13 protein-coding genes are annotated in these 17,728 nt (G+C 66.6%); 8 read left to right on the plus strand and 5 right to left on the minus strand.

Features of this window, described 5'->3' with window-relative positions; translation table 11 throughout:
- Positions 1 to 75 precede the first annotated feature (75 nt).
- The 3 genes from AB0J47_RS00900 to AB0J47_RS00910 are packed head-to-tail and all read left to right on the plus strand — an operon-like array spanning position 76 to position 4,147.
- Positions 76 to 921 carry a hypothetical protein gene (locus tag AB0J47_RS00900; protein WP_364338994.1) on the plus strand — a complete coding sequence of 282 codons (846 nt, stop codon included), beginning with the start codon at positions 76 to 78 and terminating at the stop codon, positions 919 to 921.
- Positions 918 to 1,754 (plus strand): hypothetical protein, encoded by an 837-nt coding sequence (locus AB0J47_RS00905; protein WP_364338996.1) that lies wholly within the window; start codon positions 918 to 920, stop codon positions 1,752 to 1,754. The genes AB0J47_RS00900 and AB0J47_RS00905 overlap by 4 nt, the downstream gene beginning before the upstream one ends.
- Positions 1,751 to 4,147, plus strand: coding sequence for a protein kinase (locus AB0J47_RS00910; protein ID WP_364338999.1), 2,397 nt, complete (start codon positions 1,751 to 1,753; stop codon positions 4,145 to 4,147). Before AB0J47_RS00905 ends, AB0J47_RS00910 begins: the two co-directional genes overlap by 4 nt.
- 53 nt (positions 4,148 to 4,200) lie before the next feature.
- On the opposite strand, the gene AB0J47_RS00915 is transcribed toward AB0J47_RS00910, so the two are convergent.
- The 3 genes from AB0J47_RS00915 to AB0J47_RS00925 all read right to left on the minus strand — a co-directional run bounded on the left by AB0J47_RS00915 (position 4,201) and on the right by AB0J47_RS00925 (position 8,370).
- Positions 4,201 to 5,817: an FHA domain-containing protein gene (locus tag AB0J47_RS00915; RefSeq protein ID WP_364339001.1), complete on the minus strand. Its 1,617-nt coding sequence runs from the start codon at positions 5,815 to 5,817 to the stop codon at positions 4,201 to 4,203.
- A gap of 272 nt (positions 5,818 to 6,089) precedes the next feature.
- Positions 6,090 to 6,920 (minus strand): NAD(P)H-binding protein, encoded by an 831-nt coding sequence (locus AB0J47_RS00920; RefSeq protein WP_364339003.1) that lies wholly within the window; start codon positions 6,918 to 6,920, stop codon positions 6,090 to 6,092.
- Between the two features lie 25 nt (positions 6,921 to 6,945).
- A complete protein-coding gene (locus AB0J47_RS00925; RefSeq protein ID WP_364339006.1) occupies positions 6,946 to 8,370 on the minus strand; it encodes an MFS transporter in 1,425 nt (474 codons plus the stop codon).
- 131 nt (positions 8,371 to 8,501) lie between these two features.
- On the opposite strand from AB0J47_RS00925, the gene AB0J47_RS00930 reads away from it, so the two are divergent.
- Together AB0J47_RS00930 and AB0J47_RS00935 are read left to right on the plus strand one after the other, a co-directional pair.
- The gene (locus tag AB0J47_RS00930; protein WP_364339008.1) at positions 8,502 to 9,173 is read left to right on the plus strand and encodes a TetR/AcrR family transcriptional regulator C-terminal domain-containing protein; all 672 of its coding nucleotides are present in this window, start codon (positions 8,502 to 8,504) and stop codon (positions 9,171 to 9,173) included.
- A gap of 20 nt (positions 9,174 to 9,193) precedes the next feature.
- Complete coding sequence (locus AB0J47_RS00935) at positions 9,194 to 9,721, plus strand: GNAT family N-acetyltransferase (protein ID WP_364339010.1); 528 nt, start codon at positions 9,194 to 9,196, stop codon at positions 9,719 to 9,721.
- Position 9,722: 1 nt separating this feature from the next.
- Here AB0J47_RS00935 and AB0J47_RS00940 read toward each other — a convergent pair whose 3' ends face one another.
- Both AB0J47_RS00940 and AB0J47_RS00945 read right to left on the minus strand, forming a co-directional pair.
- A complete protein-coding gene (locus AB0J47_RS00940; protein ID WP_364339012.1) occupies positions 9,723 to 11,276 on the minus strand; it encodes a glycerol-3-phosphate dehydrogenase/oxidase in 1,554 nt (517 codons plus the stop codon).
- A gap of 54 nt (positions 11,277 to 11,330) precedes the next feature.
- The gene (locus AB0J47_RS00945) at positions 11,331 to 11,939 is read right to left on the minus strand and encodes a helix-turn-helix domain-containing protein (protein ID WP_364339014.1); all 609 of its coding nucleotides are present in this window, start codon (positions 11,937 to 11,939) and stop codon (positions 11,331 to 11,333) included.
- A 185-nt stretch (positions 11,940 to 12,124) separates the two neighbouring features.
- Between AB0J47_RS00945 and AB0J47_RS00950 the strand changes: the two genes are divergently transcribed.
- From AB0J47_RS00950 to AB0J47_RS00960, 3 genes are all read left to right on the plus strand, one after another.
- A complete protein-coding gene (locus tag AB0J47_RS00950; RefSeq protein WP_364339758.1) occupies positions 12,125 to 13,702 on the plus strand; it encodes an FAD-binding oxidoreductase in 1,578 nt (525 codons plus the stop codon).
- On the plus strand, positions 13,699 to 14,655 hold the full coding sequence (locus AB0J47_RS00955; protein ID WP_364339016.1) for a YegS/Rv2252/BmrU family lipid kinase: 957 nt from the start codon (positions 13,699 to 13,701) through the stop codon (positions 14,653 to 14,655). Before AB0J47_RS00950 ends, AB0J47_RS00955 begins: the two co-directional genes overlap by 4 nt.
- A 351-nt stretch (positions 14,656 to 15,006) precedes the next feature.
- Positions 15,007 to 17,685 carry a valine--tRNA ligase gene (locus tag AB0J47_RS00960; RefSeq protein WP_364339019.1) on the plus strand — a complete coding sequence of 893 codons (2,679 nt, stop codon included), beginning with the start codon at positions 15,007 to 15,009 and terminating at the stop codon, positions 17,683 to 17,685.
- Positions 17,686 to 17,728 lie beyond the last annotated feature (43 nt).

A 17,728-nucleotide genomic window follows, 5' to 3' on the forward strand; every position in this document is an offset into this window, starting at 1 on the left:
GTCGCGGCGGCGCCGGTCGGGTTCGGCAGGGTAGCGGCTTTCGGGGTTCCGGCGTCGGAAGAGCCGACTTCGTCGGTGGTTTCGCCGGCACCCGCGCCCGGACACCACGGGCCGGGGACGCGGGATGGGGCCGGGGCACAGACCAGCACGGCGGTGCCGAATGACAATTCGGACGGTGGTGGGACGCGTGACGGTACCGGGACGCACGACGGCACCGGGACGCAGACGACGACCAGTCCGGTGCCGACTGATCCGTGCGCCGGACGGACGTCGGATGGGTGCTCCGGACCGACTTCCACTCCCGAACAACCGCGGCTGCCCGATATTGTGCTGCCGCCGATCACCATCACCTTGCCGCCGAATCCACAGCCGCCGATCCCGGCGGACCCACCTGCGAATTCGTCCACGGTGCCGCCGCAGCAGCAGATACCGGCGGATCCACGGCCACCGGAAAATCCGTCGAAGAGGCAGCCCACGGTGGTTGTGCCGACCGTTCGGCCTGCGGATCCGCCGACGCCCGCCGCTACGGCACCGGCGCCCTCGATTGCGCCGCAACCCGCCGCGCTCGAGCTCACGCCCACAGCGATCGGACTCGGTGGCGATGTCACCGCGGCCGGATCGGGGTGTGATCCGCAGTCACAGGTCAGCTTGCTGGTCGGGCAGACGCCGGTGGGTAATGCCGTCGCCGGGGCCGATGGTGGTTTTCGGGCACCGCTGGCGTTGACGTCGATCGAAGTCGGGCGATATGAGGTGACGGCGCGCTGCGGGCGCACGCTGACCGCGCCGTTGGATGTTGTGCTGGTCAGCCGGATCAGTTCCGCCACTTCGACATTGACGCTGATTCTGTTCTTCTTGTTGATCGGTGCCTGGTTCTACGGGCATCGGCTCGTCTCGCACCTACCCGCGCGGAGGGAACCATGATGCGAGTCCGTGTCTCGGCGGCGACGCGAATTATCCTGCTGCCCAGTGTGTTCGCGCTTGTGCTCGTCGGGCTGTCGGTGGCACCGGCAGCGGCCGAACCGCAGGGTGTCGATATGTCGGCGACCATCGACGATCGCGATATCGCCGAAACCTCCGCCACCGAACCGCTACGGCTGCAACCGAACAGCATCATTCGGGTGGCTATCGCGTTGACCAACAACAGCGATGGGGCGTTGCATATTCGGCAGGTCGACCTGGCCGGGCATGTGCTCGGACTGACCTTCTTCTCGTACTCGACCGCCGTCGAATTGACCATCGCACCAGGAAAATCCGAGGCACTGAAGTATCGGCTCGATCTGACCGGACTCGAAGGTCAGGCGACCGGACTGATCGTCGCGGATTTGGCGGTGATCGGCGAGGATGGCGCGCAGGTCGCCTCGATACCGATGGACACCGATGTGCGCGGCTCGTTGTATTCGGTATACGGACTGTTCGGGATTGCGCTGGCGGTGCTGACCATGCTCGCCATTGCCGACGCGACGTTGGCCATTGCCCGGCACCGGCTGTCCACTAACCGGTGGCAGCGCGGCTTGCGGTTACTGGCGCCGGGTATCGGCATCGGCTTGATATTCGGGTTCACCGCGTCGGCACTGCGGTGGTGGGTTCCGGATACCGGGCTGTGGCTCACGGTTGCCGGTGTGGCGGCGTCGGTCGGCTTCCTACTCGGATACTGTTCGCCGACACCGGAAGTCGGGGATCTGCCGCCGACCGAGGAGGTCGACGAAGTCGCCGATGTGGAAACCGTGCGCTTCCCGGATGGGGCGACATCTTGACATCTGAAACCGGCCGAATGCGGGCCGTGCTGCCCGCGTATGACATCGGTGCGCAGGTCGGCAGGGGCGGATGCGGTGTGGTGCTCGCGGGTACGCACCGTCAGTTGGGGCGGCCGGTTGCCATCAAACAGATTCCACCGCAGTTCGCGCATGACGAGCAGGTGCGGCGTCGGTTCGTCGCCGAGGCGCGGTTGCTTGCGGCAATCGATCATCCACACGTGGTGCGGGTTTTCGACTACATCGAGGCCGATGAGCTGTGTCTGTTGGTTATGGAGTATCTGCCCGGTGGGACCGTTGGGAGTCGGTTCGCGACCGAGGGATACGACGCGGCTACCGCGGTCGCGGTCGGGCTGGCCTGTGCCGCGGGGCTGGAAGCGGCACACCGGCACAAGATTCTGCACCGCGACGTCAAGCCGTCGAACCTCATGTTCGGTACCGGCGGTGCGATAAAGCTGACCGATTTCGGGATCGCCAAGATCGTCGGTGGCGATGAGACATTGGTTACCAGGACCGGTGAGATCGTCGGGACTCCGTCCTATATAGCGCCGGAACAAGCACGCGGACAGCCGCTTTCGCCCGCCACCGATGTCTACGCGCTGGCGACCATGCTGTATCAGCTGTTGTCCGGGGTACTGCCGTTTCCGCCGAATGAGGACCATTTGGCAACGCTTTTCGCACACGCCTTCGGTACTCCGATACCGCTCGTCGAGGTCGCGCCGGGCGTGCCGGAGCCGATCGCCGACGTGGTGATGCGCGGTCTGGCGACCGATCCCGCCGATCGTTTCGATACCGCCGAACTCTTCGGGATTGCTCTCGCCGAACTCGCCGCCTCGTGCTGGGGTGGCGATTGGCTTACGCCCGTGGGTATTCCGGTCATCGGCGCGGACACTATTGTCGCCGCCGCGACCGGGAGCAGTCGCGCCGCCGGGCGATCCGGTGTTCAGACGCCGAGAGCGAAGAGTGGGCTCGAGCAGTCCGCTGTCAGGCACCGGACAGGCGTGCTTGCCGCGGGCTTCGAATCTCGCGCGCCGGTAACAGCTGTCCCCACCCAGCCTCCGACCGGTGCCTCACCGCCACGACCCGGCCCCGCTGCGGTAGCGTTCCCTTCGTCGGCTCCGACCGAAATCTCGTCGATGCCGGACATAGTGGGTTCGGATCCGGCTCCGAGTGCGCCGTTATCGCCGGTGCCACCAGCGCGTGGTGATATCACGGGTGGTTCCGAGCAGTTCGGCGCGGCGGCACGCGGCGCGCCAGGGGCTCCAGGGGCGCCAGCGCCGGAGTGGTCCACGTCGGAGCCGCGCGCATCCGGGTCGCCCGGGGCGCAGCCGCCAGCGCCGGAGCTGTCAGGGGCGAGGAGGTCCGCGCCGGGCACGGATGCGTCGGGAGATGCGACGTCAAGGCCGCGGCCCGTGCCGGGGTCGCCTACCTCGGGAGATGCGCCAGCAGGACCGCCTTTTTATGGAGCCGGGCAGGGTTCCTCGGGGTATGGCGGGTCGGCACGACAGGTGTCGTCGTCCGGAAGGTCGTGGCCTGGGCCTTTCAGGGCGGAGCCCTTCCGGCCGCCGATGGTTCGCGTGCGTCCGGTGCATAGGGCGCAGGACAATGGAGTTCGGTTGGCTGATGTCGATCGCCGAGATCTGGTGCCGATCCGCGATGTTGTCAGCTTTGCTTCGCCGTGGCCGATGTTCGGGGTTGGCGCGTTGCTTGCGGTGGCTGCTTGTGCGGTTGCGGTGATCGGGGTGGGCGCGCCGACCGCCGGAGGGGATCTGGTACCCGGGACTGTCACCGTTGCCGGTGTCGATGCGACGGGTCCGAATCCGATCGAGGTCGATCTGTCGGAGCCGATTCCATTGCAGGTCAACGGAATCGACGTCGACTCGGCTGCGCTCACGGTGGAGGTATTCGGTGTGCGGTTGGGTGGGGATCCGGTGCCGCTGCGGCCCGGCGGCGCGGCCACCCTGCCCGATCCGGTCAACGCACATGTGCTGGCCGGGAAATTCGACGGCGAGCTGACCCTGCTGCGCAGCGGAACGGAAATCGCCACGCAGCGAATCGAATTCCGCAGCACCCAGCGCCCGACACGCACCGCCGCAGCGGCCGCGATCGTGGTCCTCGCCCTGTTCGCCGTTGCCTACCTCGAGTCCAACACCCGCACCTTACGCCGTGCCCACGGTGGACTGGCCAACATCATCGGCCTGTCCGCGAGTTCAGCCATCCTCGCGGTCGCCGTGGCCGGTGGCGCCTGGATTCTCCACGACACTCCGCCCACCATCAGCACCCTTGCCATCACCGCCGTACTCGCCGCCGGAGCTGGCCTCGCCGCCGCATCGTCCGCACGCCGAATCGGCAAGCGCCACAGCTTGCTCCGCCGCGCACGGCGCGATAAACGTTGAAGCAGTAGCCCTGGAACGGAGGCCGGAGGCTTTTCGGTGGCGGTGTGAGCTGCTCAGGAACGGCGCCGTTTGCTGGTTGCCTCGGTTGGGTGCTTCGGGTGGGCCTCGGTGCGGTAGGTGAGGATGCGTTGGCCGATGCGGAGGCTCCATCCCGGGTGCAGTTCGGTGGGCGTTGTGCCGATACGGGTCCATTCGTCGGCGCCAGGGGCGGCGATGAATGTGCCTGCGGGGGTTGCGGCGTCACGGACGTAGACCTTCCCGCGGTCGACCGAGACGTAGGCGTGCACCCGCGAGACGTGGCGATCGCGCGGGACCGCGAGGGGTGTGGCAGTGGCGGCACGCACTGTCTCGTCGATCATTGGGCTGCGGCCGACGACATACGGTCGGTCCAGCGGAAACGCGGAGCCATCCGCCAGAACCAGCGCGCCTACGGGCGGTCGCGCCCCGGAGTTCTCCTGATTATTCGCCTCGCCTACTGGTCGTAGCGGCCGCGGTCGTACCCCTTGCAACGCCGGAATCTTGTGCAATGCAATCGGTTCCGGCCGCGCTGCCGAACCCGCCCGCGTTCCAGCGGCGTCCTCTCGTTCCCGGGCGGGCATGGCTTGGGTGCCGATTTCCTCCGGCGCATCTGCCTGCCCGGATGCACGCGACGGTGCCGAACCACTCGGCCGCGCCTCCGATGATGCTGCGCCGAGTCGAGCAGCGGACGTCGATCTCGCGGGCCCGACCTTATCGGCCGACGCGCCGAATCCCACGCTCTGCGCCGCCGATCCCCTCGCGGACCGGACAGAGTCCACCGATCCGGTGGGTCCTGCCTTTTCGGTTGGCTTGTCGTGTGCGGTGGACTTGGTAGTGGATCGCTGTGCGGATTGGCCAGAGTCCACCGATCCGGTGGTTCCCGCCCTCTCGGTTGGCCCGTCGTACTCGGTGGCGGATCCTGCGGAGCGCCCCTGCTCGTTGGGGGCGGTCGACCGCGCAGCGGGGTCTCGGCTGGACTCCCCTGTCGGACGGGCAGATCCAGCCTCGCGTGTGACGCCTGCGCTTTGGGCGGAGCCTGCGGCTGGTGTCGATTCGGTCGCGGATTTTGCGGTCGGGACGCGCAGGGCTTCGAATCCGGCCGGAGCGGTGGGCGGGGGTTCGGCGGGGGAGGGGTTAGCGGTGGTGCGGGCTCGGGTGTTCGCCGATTTTCCGGTGCGGCGGGTGGCTATGCGCAGGACGAAGCCGCTGCCGGCGACGATGCCGGCGCGCAGGTCGGTGCGTGGGAGTTCGTGGATCGGGAAGGCGATGTCCGCGCCGACCGCGATCCGGCGCACCGGTTCTCGCACGATTTCGTCTACCCAGGTGAACGCGCGGGCTCCGGAGAGTCGGCGGGATCCTTCCGCGCCTTGGATCTCCGCGCTGACCTGTCCGCGCAGCAGAATGACGGTGCCATCAGCAGTCGGTGCGATAACTCCGAACGGTGGCGCCTCGGAATTGCCGCCGAAAACCACTGCGGCCAGCCGCTGCGCGATCGCGGCCCCGGGATGGCGCGCATCCGCGACGGCCTCGATCGCACCGAGTATCCGGTCGGTCGAAGGGGTCTCGTCCGCGAGATAGACGACAACCGCGCCGAAGCGTGCGATCAGACCATCACCCGGCGCAATCCCCACCGTCGACGCGTCATTCCGCACTCGCGCCTCCTTCCCGGCCCACTACCGGCGTCCAGCATAGAACGTGCCCAGCACCCGAAACCGGCCGCCGAAGAACCGCAAGCGCGCACACGCTGTGATTCTTACCGGCCTTGATCGACGAGGTGTCGTGCACCACTGAATATCAAAGACTCCATCCCGCAGATGCGGTCTTCTGCGAGCGGCAAACCGCTGCGCGCGGACACTGCGCGAACGACCGGCGGTACGGCGGGATTCATACTGCCGGGTCGGTGCGCGATGAGCCCGGACAGGTGTCAGCCGGTGAACTCGGATGCGTGGTCTTCGAGCCAGGTGGTGAATGGCCGGGCGGGGTGGTCGGTCAGGATGGAGACGGCGTCGGTGATCGGAGTGGGGACGCCGTCGCAGCGTCGCCAATAGTCGAGCAGGCCGTCGGCGTAGCGGCCAGGGATGAATTCGGCCATCTCTTGCTTCCACGCGTCGGGGGTGACGTGGGCGATGGTTGCGGTGCGGCCGGTGACCTCGGCGATCAGGTCGATCTGCGCGGTGAACGTCAAGGTCTGCGGACCGGTGAGGGTATAGATACCGCCACGGTGGTCGGGTTTCGTGAGCAGCGCATGTGCGCACTCGGCGACGTCGAGTTCGTGGATCGGATCGGTGTAGGCATTGGGGTAGGGGAGGCTGACGGGGCGTTCGGCCTTGATCGCGAACGACCAGCCGCGGGCATTGCCGGCGAAGGCGCCGGGACGCAACACGGAGACGGTCATCGGTGCGTCGGCCAGTCCGAGTTCGGCGTCGAGGTGGGACTTCGCGACCGGATTGGTGGTCGCAGCCGGATCGAGCACCGCGGACGAGGACAGCAGCACGATGTGATCGACTCCGGCTTCGGTTGCGGCGGAGACGAATTCGGTGATGCATTCGGGTTCGGCATACAGGAATACCGAGGTGACGCCGTCGAGTGCGGCGGCGAAGGTGGCCGGGTTGCGCAGGTCGCAGGTGATGGCGGGTACTCCCGCGGGAAGCTGCTCGGGCCGGCCGGAACCGACGCGGACAGGGTGGCCGTCGGCGCGCAGCAGGGACAGGAGCTTGGTGGCGACCGCGCCGCGGCCTCCGGTAATGAGAATCATGAGAAGTCCTCGAGTCGAGAGTGATTCAGTGCTGTGGCTCGGCCTGGGCATGTCGCGGCAGCAGCCGCACCAGACCGAGGCTGATCAGCGTGATGGCCGTGACGAATACGAGGCTGGCCGTGAGTGCGTGCGCCGCACCGGAGCCGACCGTGTGGAAGTACACCGTGGTGATGGCGGCGGCGCCGATCGCATTGGCGAGTTGCTGTACGGCGGAGAGCGATCCGCTACCGCTGCCGGTCTCGGACGGGTCGATATCGCCGATGGTGACAACGAAGATGCTGCCGAAGCAAGTGCCCATACCGAGGCCGAGCACGAGGATCGCCACGGCGAGAGCCCAAGGGGCATTAGTGATTGCGGTGGTGAGTGCGAGAATCAGTAGCAGGCCGGTGCCGAAAAGGGTGATCAATAGGCCGATCAGGATGAGATTGCGACCGAGTTCAGCCAATAGTCGGTGCGCGGCAATCGACGCGATGATTATGCCGACGGCCAGCGGCGCCAGGCCGAGCGCGGCTTCGGTCGGGCGATAACCGAGGCCGTTCTGCATGAACAGCGACAGCACATACAACAGCCCGGAGACCGCGGCGAAGAAGGCGAGTCCGAGGATCAGACCCGAGGTGAAGCCCCGGTTCCGCAGTAACGTCGGCTCGATCAGCGCAGCGACCGCGGTGACCTGCCGACGGGCGAACAGCGCGAAGGCCGCGACTCCCGCCGCTATCGACGCGAACGATGAAGCGGTCCAGCTGTGGGCCGAGCCGTCGATCAGACCGAATAGTGTGCCGAGCATCGCTGCGGCGAGCAGAACAGCGCCGAGTGCATCGATGGTGACGGTGCGATCGCCCTGTTCGGTTGGCAGTAGGCGATAGGCGGCGGCGAATGCAAGCCCGCCGAGCCCGATATTGATCAGGAACATGGCACGCCAGCCGAGGCCGAATAGATCGGCATCGACGAGAAATCCGGCCAGGATCGGTCCGCATACTCCGGACAGGCCGAGGGCCGGACCGAAAACGCTGAATGCCCTGCCGCGCTGTTCACGGGGAAAGACGCTGGTCAGGATGCCGAAACCCTGCGGGATCAGCATCGCGCCGAAGGCGCCCTGTACGAGTCGCGCGGAGATCAGCGTGGTCGGATCGACGGCGAGGCCGCAGGCGATCGAGGCGAGGGTGAACCCGGCCAAGCCGATCAGGAACAACCTGCGTTTGCCGAAGCGGTCGCCGAGTCTGCCGCCGACGACGAGCAGAACGCCGAGGGAGAGGGCGTATCCGGCACCGAGCCACTGGATCAGCGCTGGTCCGCCGTGCAGATCCCGCGCGATGGTCGGCGCGGCGATATTGGTGATAGTCGAGTCGAGTAGGTCGAGGATGTCAGCCGCCAGAATGACGGCCAATATCGCCCACATTCGGGGGCTGACCTTGGTATCTGGTGGCGCCGCTTGCTGTGTTGGGGTGGTCATGTCCAGCTCTCGAGGAAGATGTGTCGGCAGCGAACAATGATCGTCACGAACAGTGTTCGATGTGATGGAAACCCTATGCGGCGAACGTCGTTCGTGTCAAACGCTGTTCGTCGAGGCGTATGCTCCGAAATATGAGCGCCGCACCCGTCAGCCGCCGGGCCCGTCCCGCGAAGGCACCCCTCAGTCGTGACGTCATCATCGATACCGGTCTGCGCATTCTCGACCGCGACGGCTTGGCCGCCCTCACCATGCGCCGCGTCGCCCAGGACCTCGATACCGGCGCGGCCTCGCTCTATGTCTACGTCGCCAACCGTGACGACCTGATGGCCGCCATGCTCGACCAGGTGCTCGGTACGGTGCCCGAGCCCACGGGCGACACTTGGCGCGACCGCCTGACGACGCTGGTCGAAACGACCGTCGACGCGATGTCGAAACACGAGGGACTCGCACTGGTCGCGCTCGGCTCGATCCCGACGAGCCCGAACGCGCTGCTGATCGTGGAGCGGCTACTCGCCCTGCTCGCCGAGGGCGGCGTGGACCCGCAGACCAATTCCTGGGCCGTCGACCTGATCTACCTGCACATATCAGCGCAGGCCGTGGAGCAGAGCACGTACAACACCAAGGACACCAACGAGCAGGACTATGTCGCCGAGGTCGCCCGTCATTTCGCCCAACTACCTGCCGACCGCTATCCGACACTGGTGGCCATGCGCGAACAGATGCTGGCGGGCGGCGGCGACGATCGGTCGCGCTGGGCGCTGCGTGCGCTGGTCAACGGCATCCTGGCGACTCCGGTCGAATGAATGCCGTGGGAGAATCGTCTATGCGGATGATTCGACCGGCGGTCGAGGACGACCTGCCGATACTGCAAGATATCGAGCGCGTGGCGGGCAAACCATTCGCCGACATCGGCATGATGGCCGTTGCCGATGACGATCCGCCGTCACTGGATACGCTGCGGGAATTCCAGCACGCGGGCCGCGCCTGGATCTTTCCCGATGCCGCTGGCCGCCCGATCGGCTATCTGATCCTCGGGATCGTCGACGGTAACGCCCATATCGACCAGGTTTCGGTGGATCCGGATCACGCGGGCAAGCGGATCGGCAAACGGCTCATCGACCATGCCGTGCGCTGGGCGAAAGCCCAAGGGATGCAGGCGATCACGTTGACAACCTTCATTGATGTGGCCTGGAACGGCCCGTACTACGAACGCCTCGGCTTCCGCTTTCTGACCGCCGCCGAGGAGACCGCGGAATTACGCGAAATCCGGGCCGCCGAGGCCGCGCACGGCCTCGACCTCTGGCCGCGCGCCGCCATGCGCGCCGAACTCGACACCTGGCAAATGGACTGAGCTAATACTGCCGCGCGAAGGCGGCCTCCGCTGCGGGCAGGGCCGCCGCGCGGTCCTCGGGGACGAGACCGATCCGGGTGCGGCGGTCCAGCAGGTCATCGGTGTCGAGGGCGCCTTCGTGGGTGATCGCGAAGGCGAATTCGGCTGCGGTGACGTCGATTCCGGGCGCGACCTGTTCGGCCAAGGCGGGATTCCGATCGGCAAGTTGGAGTACGGACGCGGACTCGCTACCGTAGCGCTCGACCAGCACGGTCGGGGCGTTGATGCGATCGCGGGCCGCACCGGAGACCGCGCCGACCAACGGAAGTCGCTTGGTTCGGCACGGACCGGCGGTGAGGTTGCCGTGCGCGATCGCCGCATCGAGAGCGTCCTCGGCCATCCGGCGGTAGGTGGTGAGTTTGCCACCGACAATCGTGATGACGCCGGTGGGGGAGTGCAGGACCGCGTGCTGACGGGAGATATCGGCGGTGCTGTTGTCGGCCGTCCGCAGCAGCGGGCGCAGTCCGGCGTATGTGCCGCGAACATCATTGCGGGTCAATGGCTCTCGGAGTGCGGTGTTGATGGTGTCGAGCAGGAAATCGATTTCGGCGTCGGTGGGCTTCGGCTCGTCGGGAACCGGGCCGGGGGCATCCTCATCGGTGAGACCGAGATAGACCCGGCCGTGCGCGGCGGGCAAGGCGAAGACGAAACGGCTGGTACTGCCGGGGACGGGGACGGTAAGCGAAGCGGTCAGTCCGCCGAATGATTCGGCATCGAAAACGAGATGGGTGCCGCGGCTCGGACGCAGTTCGATACTCGGGTCGACCTGATCGGCCCAGACGCCGGTGGCATTGATGACCGTGCGGGACCGTACGGTCATGGCTTCGCCGGTCAGGGTGTCGCGCAGGGTGGCCGAATCGCCGGTCACGTCGAGGGCTTCCAGGCGGGTGAGGATCATCGCGCCTTGTGCGGCGGCCGTGCGAGCCAGCGCGACTACCAGCCGCGCATCGTCCACCAGCTGTCCATCCCAGGCTTGCAGGCCGCCGCGCAACCCGTCGCGACGCACGATCGGTGCCAACCGCAGCGCCTCGGCGGTGGATACCCGACGCGAACGTGGCAGTGTCGCAGGCGAAGTGCCGGCACTGCGGCGCAGTACGTCACCGGCGACAAAGCCGGCGCGGATCAAAGTGCGTTGTGCGATACCGATTTCCGGGAGCAGCGGTACCAGCTGCGGCAGGGGGCGAACGAGATGCGGTGCGGTGGTGGTGATCAGAATCCCGCGCTCGACCGCGCTTTCGTGTGCAATGGCGACCTGCCCGCTGGCCAGATATCGGAGCCCGCCATGCACCAGCTTCGAACTCCAGCGGCTAGTGCCGAATGCCAGATCGTGGCGCTCCACCAGCACGGTTCGCAGCCCGCGCGCAGCGGCATCGAGCGCCGCACCGGCTCCGGTCACGCCGCCGCCGATCACCAACACGTCGATTTCGCCGCCGTCGCCGAGCAGCGTCAGTTCACGGTTGCGGCGTGCGGCATTCAGCGCGGAATTGCCGTGGGGATCAGCCGAATTCGTAGTCATTACAATCCTTTTCGACGGCGGGCAATCGCCGGTGCTGAGGTATTCGGGCCTTTGTCATTGCGCCTTCTCGACGGGGGTCAGATAACCGTCGATCGCACGGGCCAACTCGGTGTCCAGCGCCGCACCGGCCAGCAACGGCGCGACCGTACCGGCCGACTGCACCGCCGACTGCGCGATGAGCAGCAGCATGGTCGCCATCTGTTCCGGGTCGCCCGCGCGAATCGTGCCGTCCCGGTGGCCTTCTCGAATGCTCGTACTGAACAGGTCGATCAGAGCGCGCTGGTTGCGCCCGAGGCGGCCGAAGACATATGTCAGCATCAGATCGGTATCGGTGCGGAAGATCTTGCCGAACAACGGATTCGAGCGAATCGTCGCCGCACCCGCGACCACCCCCGCGACCAGCCGCGTGCGCGCATCTCCCGCGGCAGGCATGGTGTCGGCGACGATCGCGTGCAATTCGCGCACCAGCAGTTCGGCCACCAGCGATCCGGTATCCGGCCAGCGGCGGTAGACGGTGGGCCTACTGACACCGGCGCGGCGGGCGACTTCGGTAAGTGTAGTGCGGCGCACCCCGAACTCCTCGACGCAGGCCCTGGCCGCGTCGAGGATCGCGAGATCGGTGGCCGAGAGCGCGTCATCGGGGGTGGACGCTGCGGAGGTCATCGGGTATCACCACCGGGTGTCGGCGGCACCGAAGTGCCGGAAAACGGATGCCTGATCATTACTGCTTGACAGTCTATGTCAAACTGTAACGCATGGTCGAGACGCAACAGCACACCGACGAAATCGGACAGTCCGAGACCGGTGCGGCTGCCGCAAACCTGGGCGAGCCCACGTATGCGGCGGGTATGGTTTGGGACGCCTGGGGCATCCCCGCCGGACACAAGCCGCTCTCGGCTTCGATTCGGGACCTGTTGACGCAGGTATTCGGAGTGTCCGGTGACCCGGTGGCGCGCCGCGATGAGGGCGATGTGCCGCTACGCGAGTCGACGCTGACGCCGACTCAACGGGACGGGTTGGTCGCGGTGGTCGGCGTGGGCAGCATTTCGGTCGACCACCACGATCGGCTGCTGCACGCGGGCGGTAAGAGCACCCCGGACCTGTTGCGTCGTCGCGCCGATGGTCCGCAGGACGCACCCGATGCTGTCGTCTTCCCCGCCGATCACGAGCAGGTACTCGCGGTGCTCGGTTACTGCGCCGACAATGCCATCGCGGTCGTACCCTTCGGCGGCGGCACCAGCGTGGTGGGCGGCGTCGATCCGGTCCGCGGTCGCTTCGACACCGTCATAGCGCTGGATCTGCGCCGCCTGGACGGTATTTCGGAGATCGACCCGGTCAGTGGCACCGCCACGCTCGGCGCGGGACTCACCGGACCCAAGGCTGAGGAACTCCTCGCCGCACATGGACTTTCGCTCGGTCACTTCCCGCAGAGCTTCGAATTCGCCAGTATCGGCGGATTCGCCGCAACCCGGTCCTCCGGTCAGGCATCGGCGGGCTACGGCCGCTTCGACGACATGGTCCAGCATCTCAAGGTCGCAACACCCAGCGGAACCATCGAACTCGGCCGCGCACCCGCCTCCGCCGCAGGCCCGGACCTGCGTGAATTGTTCGTCGGGTCGGAGGGTGCGCTGGGTGTGATCACCGAGGTGACGCTGCGGGTGCATCCGGCCCCGGAAACCATCGGCTACCAGGCCTGGTCGTTTCCGGATTTCGAAACTGGCGCCGCCGCACTGCGTTCAGTGGTGCAGGCGGGTGCCGCGCCCACGGTGCTGCGGTTGTCCGATGAGGTCGAGACCGGAGTGAACCTGGCGCGCTCCGCCGATATCGGCGGCGAGGCGGTGGCCGGTTGTCTGGCCGTCACCACCTTCGAAGGCACCCAGGCGCATGTCGCGGCCCGCGGCGCCGAGGCGGGCGCATTGCTCGCGGCGGGGGGCGGGACTTCGCTGGGACAGACCCCGGCTCAGGAATGGGAGCACGGACGTTTCGCCGCACCCTATATGCGCGATGCACTGCTCGATCACGGTGTGCTGTGCGAAACCCTCGAAACCGCGACCACCTGGTCGAATCTGGCCCAGCTCAAGGCGAAGGTGACTGCGGCACTAACGGATTCACTTGCTGGACAGGGCACCCCGCCGCTGGTCATGTGCCACATCTCGCACACCTATCCGACCGGAGCGTCGCTGTACTTCACCGTCATCGCCAAGCAGTTGGACGATCCGATCGCCCAGTGGCATATCGCGAAACGTGCGGTCGGTGACGCGATCGTGGCCGTGGGCGGCACCATCACCCACCATCACGCGGTCGGCACCGACCACCGCCCCTGGATTCCGGAGGAGATCGGCGATCTCGGCGTGCGCGTACTGCGCGCGGTGAAGCGGGAATTGGACCCCGCGGGCATCCTCAACCCGGGAAAGCTGGTCCCGTGACACAGGCTTCGCGTCCGATGCGTGCGATCACCGTTGTGACCAACCCGCAGTCCGGTGTCGGCAGAGGACACGAGGTGGCCACGGCCGCGCTGGCGCGTTTCGCCGCTCGGGGGGTCGAGGTCACCGAGGTCCGCGCGGCATCGGCCGCCGAATCCATACGCCAGGTGCGGGATTCGATTACCGGCAGCGCCACGCCGGATGCGGTGGTCTGCATCGGTGGCGACGGATTGATGAATGTCGTGCTGGAAGCCATTGCGCAGACCGGCGTAGCGCTGGGCCTGATACCCGCGGGCACCGGCAATGATCTCGCGCGCGAGATCAGTGTGCCCACTGACGATCCCGTCGCAGCAGCAGACCTGATCCTCGGCGGCCGCACCCGCACCATCGACCTCGGTCGCATCGAATCGCCCTCGCCCGGATTCACTCCCAAGTGGTTCGCCACCGTTACCGGCACCGGGTTCGATGCGCGAGTCACCCTGCGCGCCAACGATATGCGCTGGCCCAAGGGTCCACTCCGCTACACCTTCGCCGCACTGGCCGAGATCTCCGGGCGCTTCACCGTGCCGTACCGAATCGAGCTGTCCGGTGTCGTGCCCGGCGCACTCGACAATCCCGATACCGACACCGTCATCGAGACCGATGCCGTCATGGTGGCCATCGGCAATACCCGCACCTACGGCGGAGGCATGCGGGTCTGCCCGGATGCGGTAATGGACGACGGGCTACTGGATCTGACTGTCGTAGGCGCGGTTTCCCGCCTGGATATGCTCCGCATGCTGCCAGCCCTGTCGGCCGGTAAGCGAATCGATCATCCGAAGTCGAAGCAGTATCGCGTCGCCCAGGTGACTCTCACCGCTCCCGGCGCTCCCGCTACCGCCGACGGCGAACCTGCGGGCACTCTTCCCGTAACCCTCCGCGCGGTGCCCGGCGCGCTTACGGTGCTCGTCCCCTGATTCGGCAAGCCGCGAAACCGACCGGGCGTAGGCGGTCGATGGTGGTTCGGCCGAGGACAGCGGTCGACTCCGGTGCGGCAGGGGTGTAACCCCCTCATCCGCCAGCGCGAGCGTCCGGCTGTTTGGGCAGCAGACGCGCCGTCAGGGGCGGAAAAGGTGCCATTGCGGCAGCCGCATATTGAACTCGTCGAGAAGCTGAGAATTGGTTGTGGATTCCGAGCTCGGGCCCGTTTCGGCGGTAAGCTCCACCTGTGGGCGGAGTCTTCGGTGTCCCTCATCCACCGAAGACCCCGCCTTTTCTATGCGCTAGCCCTTTTAGGAGCTCAGCGGGCATCCCACTAGAATGCCGGGGTGACCAGCGCAACCCCTGACAACCCGCGTAATCGTGCCGATGCCCTCCCCAAGAGCTGGGTTCCCAGCGAGGTGGAGGCCGAGATGTACGAGCGCTGGGTAGCGGCTGGTTACTTCGCCGCCGATCCCGCCAGCGATAAGCCCGGTTACTCGATCGTGCTGCCCCCGCCGAACGTCACCGGCAGCCTGCACATGGGCCACGCACTCGACCACACCCTGATGGACACCCTCTCGCGCCGCAAGCGCATGCAGGGTTACGAGGTGCTGTGGCTGCCGGGTATGGACCACGCGGGCATCGCCACCCAGACCATCGTGGAGAAGCAACTCGCGGTGGACGGCAAGACCAAGGAAGACTTCGGCCGCGAGCTGTTCATCGACAAGGTCTGGGACTGGAAGCGCGAATCCGGCGGACAGATCCAGTGGCAGATGCGCGCGCTCGGCGACGGCGTCGACTGGAGCCGCGACCGCTTCACCATGGACGACGGGCTTTCCCGTGCCGTGCAGACCATCTTCAAGCGCCTATACGACGCGGGCCTGATCTACCGGGCCGAGCGCCTGGTCAACTGGTCGCCGGAACTGCGCACCGCCATCTCCGATATCGAGGTCAAATTCGAGGATGTCGAGGGCGAACTGGTTTCGCTGCGCTACGGCTCGCTGAAAGACGATGAGCCGCATGTGATCGTCGCCACCACCCGGGTGGAGACCATGCTCGGCGATACCGCGGTGGCGGTGCATCCGGAGGATCCGCGCTATAAGGATCTGATCGGCAGCACCCTCGAGCATCCGATCACCGGACGCCAGATCCCGATCATCGCTGATGACTACGTCGATCCCGAATTCGGCACCGGCGCAGTGAAGATCACGCCGGCGCATGACCCCAATGACTTCGAGATGGGCCTGCGGCACAACCTGCCGATGCCGAACATCATGGACGAGCGCGCCCGGATTACCGGCACTGGAACCGAATTCGACGGTATGGACCGGTTCGAGGCGCGGGTCAAGGTGCGTGAGCGGCTCGCCGCCGAGGGCCGGATCGCCGCCGAGAAGCGGCCCTATCTGCACAGCGTCGGACATTCCGAGCGCAGCGGCGAGGCGATCGAGCCGCGGCTTTCGATGCAGTGGTGGGTCAAGGTGGAATCGCTGGCCAAGGCCGCCGGTGACGCGGTTCGCAACGGCGACACCGTGATTCACCCGACCAGCCAGGAACCGCGCTGGTTCGAATGGGTCGACAATATGCACGACTGGTGCATCTCGCGGCAGCTGTGGTGGGGCCACCGCATCCCGATCTGGTACGGCCCCGACGGCGAGGTGGTCTGCGTCGGTCCGGACGAGACCGCGCCCGAGGGCTGGGTGCAGGATCCGGATGTGCTCGACACCTGGTTCTCCTCCGGCCTGTGGCCCTTCTCCACCATGGGCTGGCCCGATTCCACCGAGGAGCTCCAGAAGTTCTATCCGACAAGCGTTCTCGTCACCGGTTACGACATCCTGTTCTTCTGGGTGGCCCGAATGATGATGTTCGGCACCTTCGTCTCCGACGATCACGTCCTCACCGCGGGCAAGGGCGGTGCGAAGCAGGTGCCGTTCAAGGATGTGTTCCTGCACGGCCTGATTCGCGATCAGCACGGCAAGAAGATGTCCAAATCCCGCGGTAACGGCATCGACCCGCTGGACTGGATCAACTCCTACGGCGCCGACGCGCTGCGCTTCACCCTGGCGCGCGGTGCGCAGCCCGGCGGTGACCTCTCGGTCGGCGAATCGCATGCCCTCGCCTCACGCAGCTTCGTGACGAAGCTGTTCAACGCCACCAAGTTCGCGCTCATGAACGGTGCGCAGCAGGGCACGCTGCCCGATCGCGCCGAACTCACCGACGCCGACCGCTGGATCGTCGATCGGCTCGAACAGGTTCGCGCCGAGGTGGATTCGGCCTTCGACGCCTACGAATTCGGCAAGGCGTGTGAGGCGCTGTACCACTTCGCCTGGGACGAGCTGTGCGACTGGTATCTGGAACTGTCCAAGGTGCAGTTCGCCGCCGGTGGTTCGCGCGCCGAGTCGACCAGTATCGTGCTCGGCAATGTGCTCGACGCGGTGCTGCGGCTGCTGCATCCGGTTATCCCGTTCGTCACCGAATCGCTGTGGCGGGCGCTGACCAGCGGCGAATCCGTCGTCGTCGCCACTTGGCCGCAGGCCACCGGTGTGGCCACGGATGTGACCGCCGCACAACGTATTTCGGATGCGCAGCGCTTGATCACCGAGATCCGTCGCTTCCGCAGCGATCAGGGTCTGGCCGATAAGCAGAAGGTGGCGGCCAAGCTGATCGGCCTGGATACCGCGGGCCTCACCGAACTGCACGATTCGGTGACCAACCTGGCCCGGCTCACCGAGCCCGGCGCCGAATTCGCCGCGACCGCCTCGGTCGAGGTGCGCCTCAGTGGCTCGACCGTGACGGTCGAGCTCGACACCTCCGGCGCGGTCGACCTGGATGCCGAACGCCGCCGCCTGGAGAAGGACCTCGCCGCGGCCGAGAAGGAATTGGCAACCACCACAGCCAAACTCGGTAACGAGGCCTTCCTGGCCAAAGCGCCGGACCAGGTGGTCGACAAGATCAAGGGACGTCGCGATGTCGCCGAGGCCGAGGTCGCGCGCATCGGCGCCCGGCTCGCGGAACTGAGCGGCAAATGAACGACGAACCAGAACCCCAGTACGCCGACGACGAAGATCGGAA

The sequence above is a fragment of the Nocardia sp. NPDC049737 genome (assembly GCF_040674755.1).
Classification (GTDB): domain Bacteria; phylum Actinomycetota; class Actinomycetes; order Mycobacteriales; family Mycobacteriaceae; genus Nocardia.

Bases quoted from the DNA above. Each gene is read 5' to 3' on its own strand.
- AB0J47_RS00905 (WP_364338996.1), top strand. From the start codon at position 918: ATGATGCGAGTCCGTGTCTCGGCGGCGACGCGAATTATCCTGCTGCCC.
- AB0J47_RS00920 (WP_364339003.1), bottom strand. From the start codon at position 6,920: ATGATTCTCATTACCGGAGGCCGCGGCGCGGTCGCCACCAAGCTCCTG.
- AB0J47_RS00925 (WP_364339006.1), bottom strand. From the start codon at position 8,370: ATGACCACCCCAACACAGCAAGCGGCGCCACCAGATACCAAGGTCAGC.
- AB0J47_RS00930 (WP_364339008.1), top strand. From the start codon at position 8,502: ATGAGCGCCGCACCCGTCAGCCGCCGGGCCCGTCCCGCGAAGGCACCC.
- AB0J47_RS00935 (WP_364339010.1), top strand. From the start codon at position 9,194: ATGCGGATGATTCGACCGGCGGTCGAGGACGACCTGCCGATACTGCAA.
- AB0J47_RS00940 (WP_364339012.1), bottom strand. From the start codon at position 11,276: ATGACTACGAATTCGGCTGATCCCCACGGCAATTCCGCGCTGAATGCC.
- AB0J47_RS00945 (WP_364339014.1), bottom strand. From the start codon at position 11,939: ATGACCTCCGCAGCGTCCACCCCCGATGACGCGCTCTCGGCCACCGAT.
- AB0J47_RS00950 (WP_364339758.1), top strand. From the start codon at position 12,125: ATGGTTTGGGACGCCTGGGGCATCCCCGCCGGACACAAGCCGCTCTCG.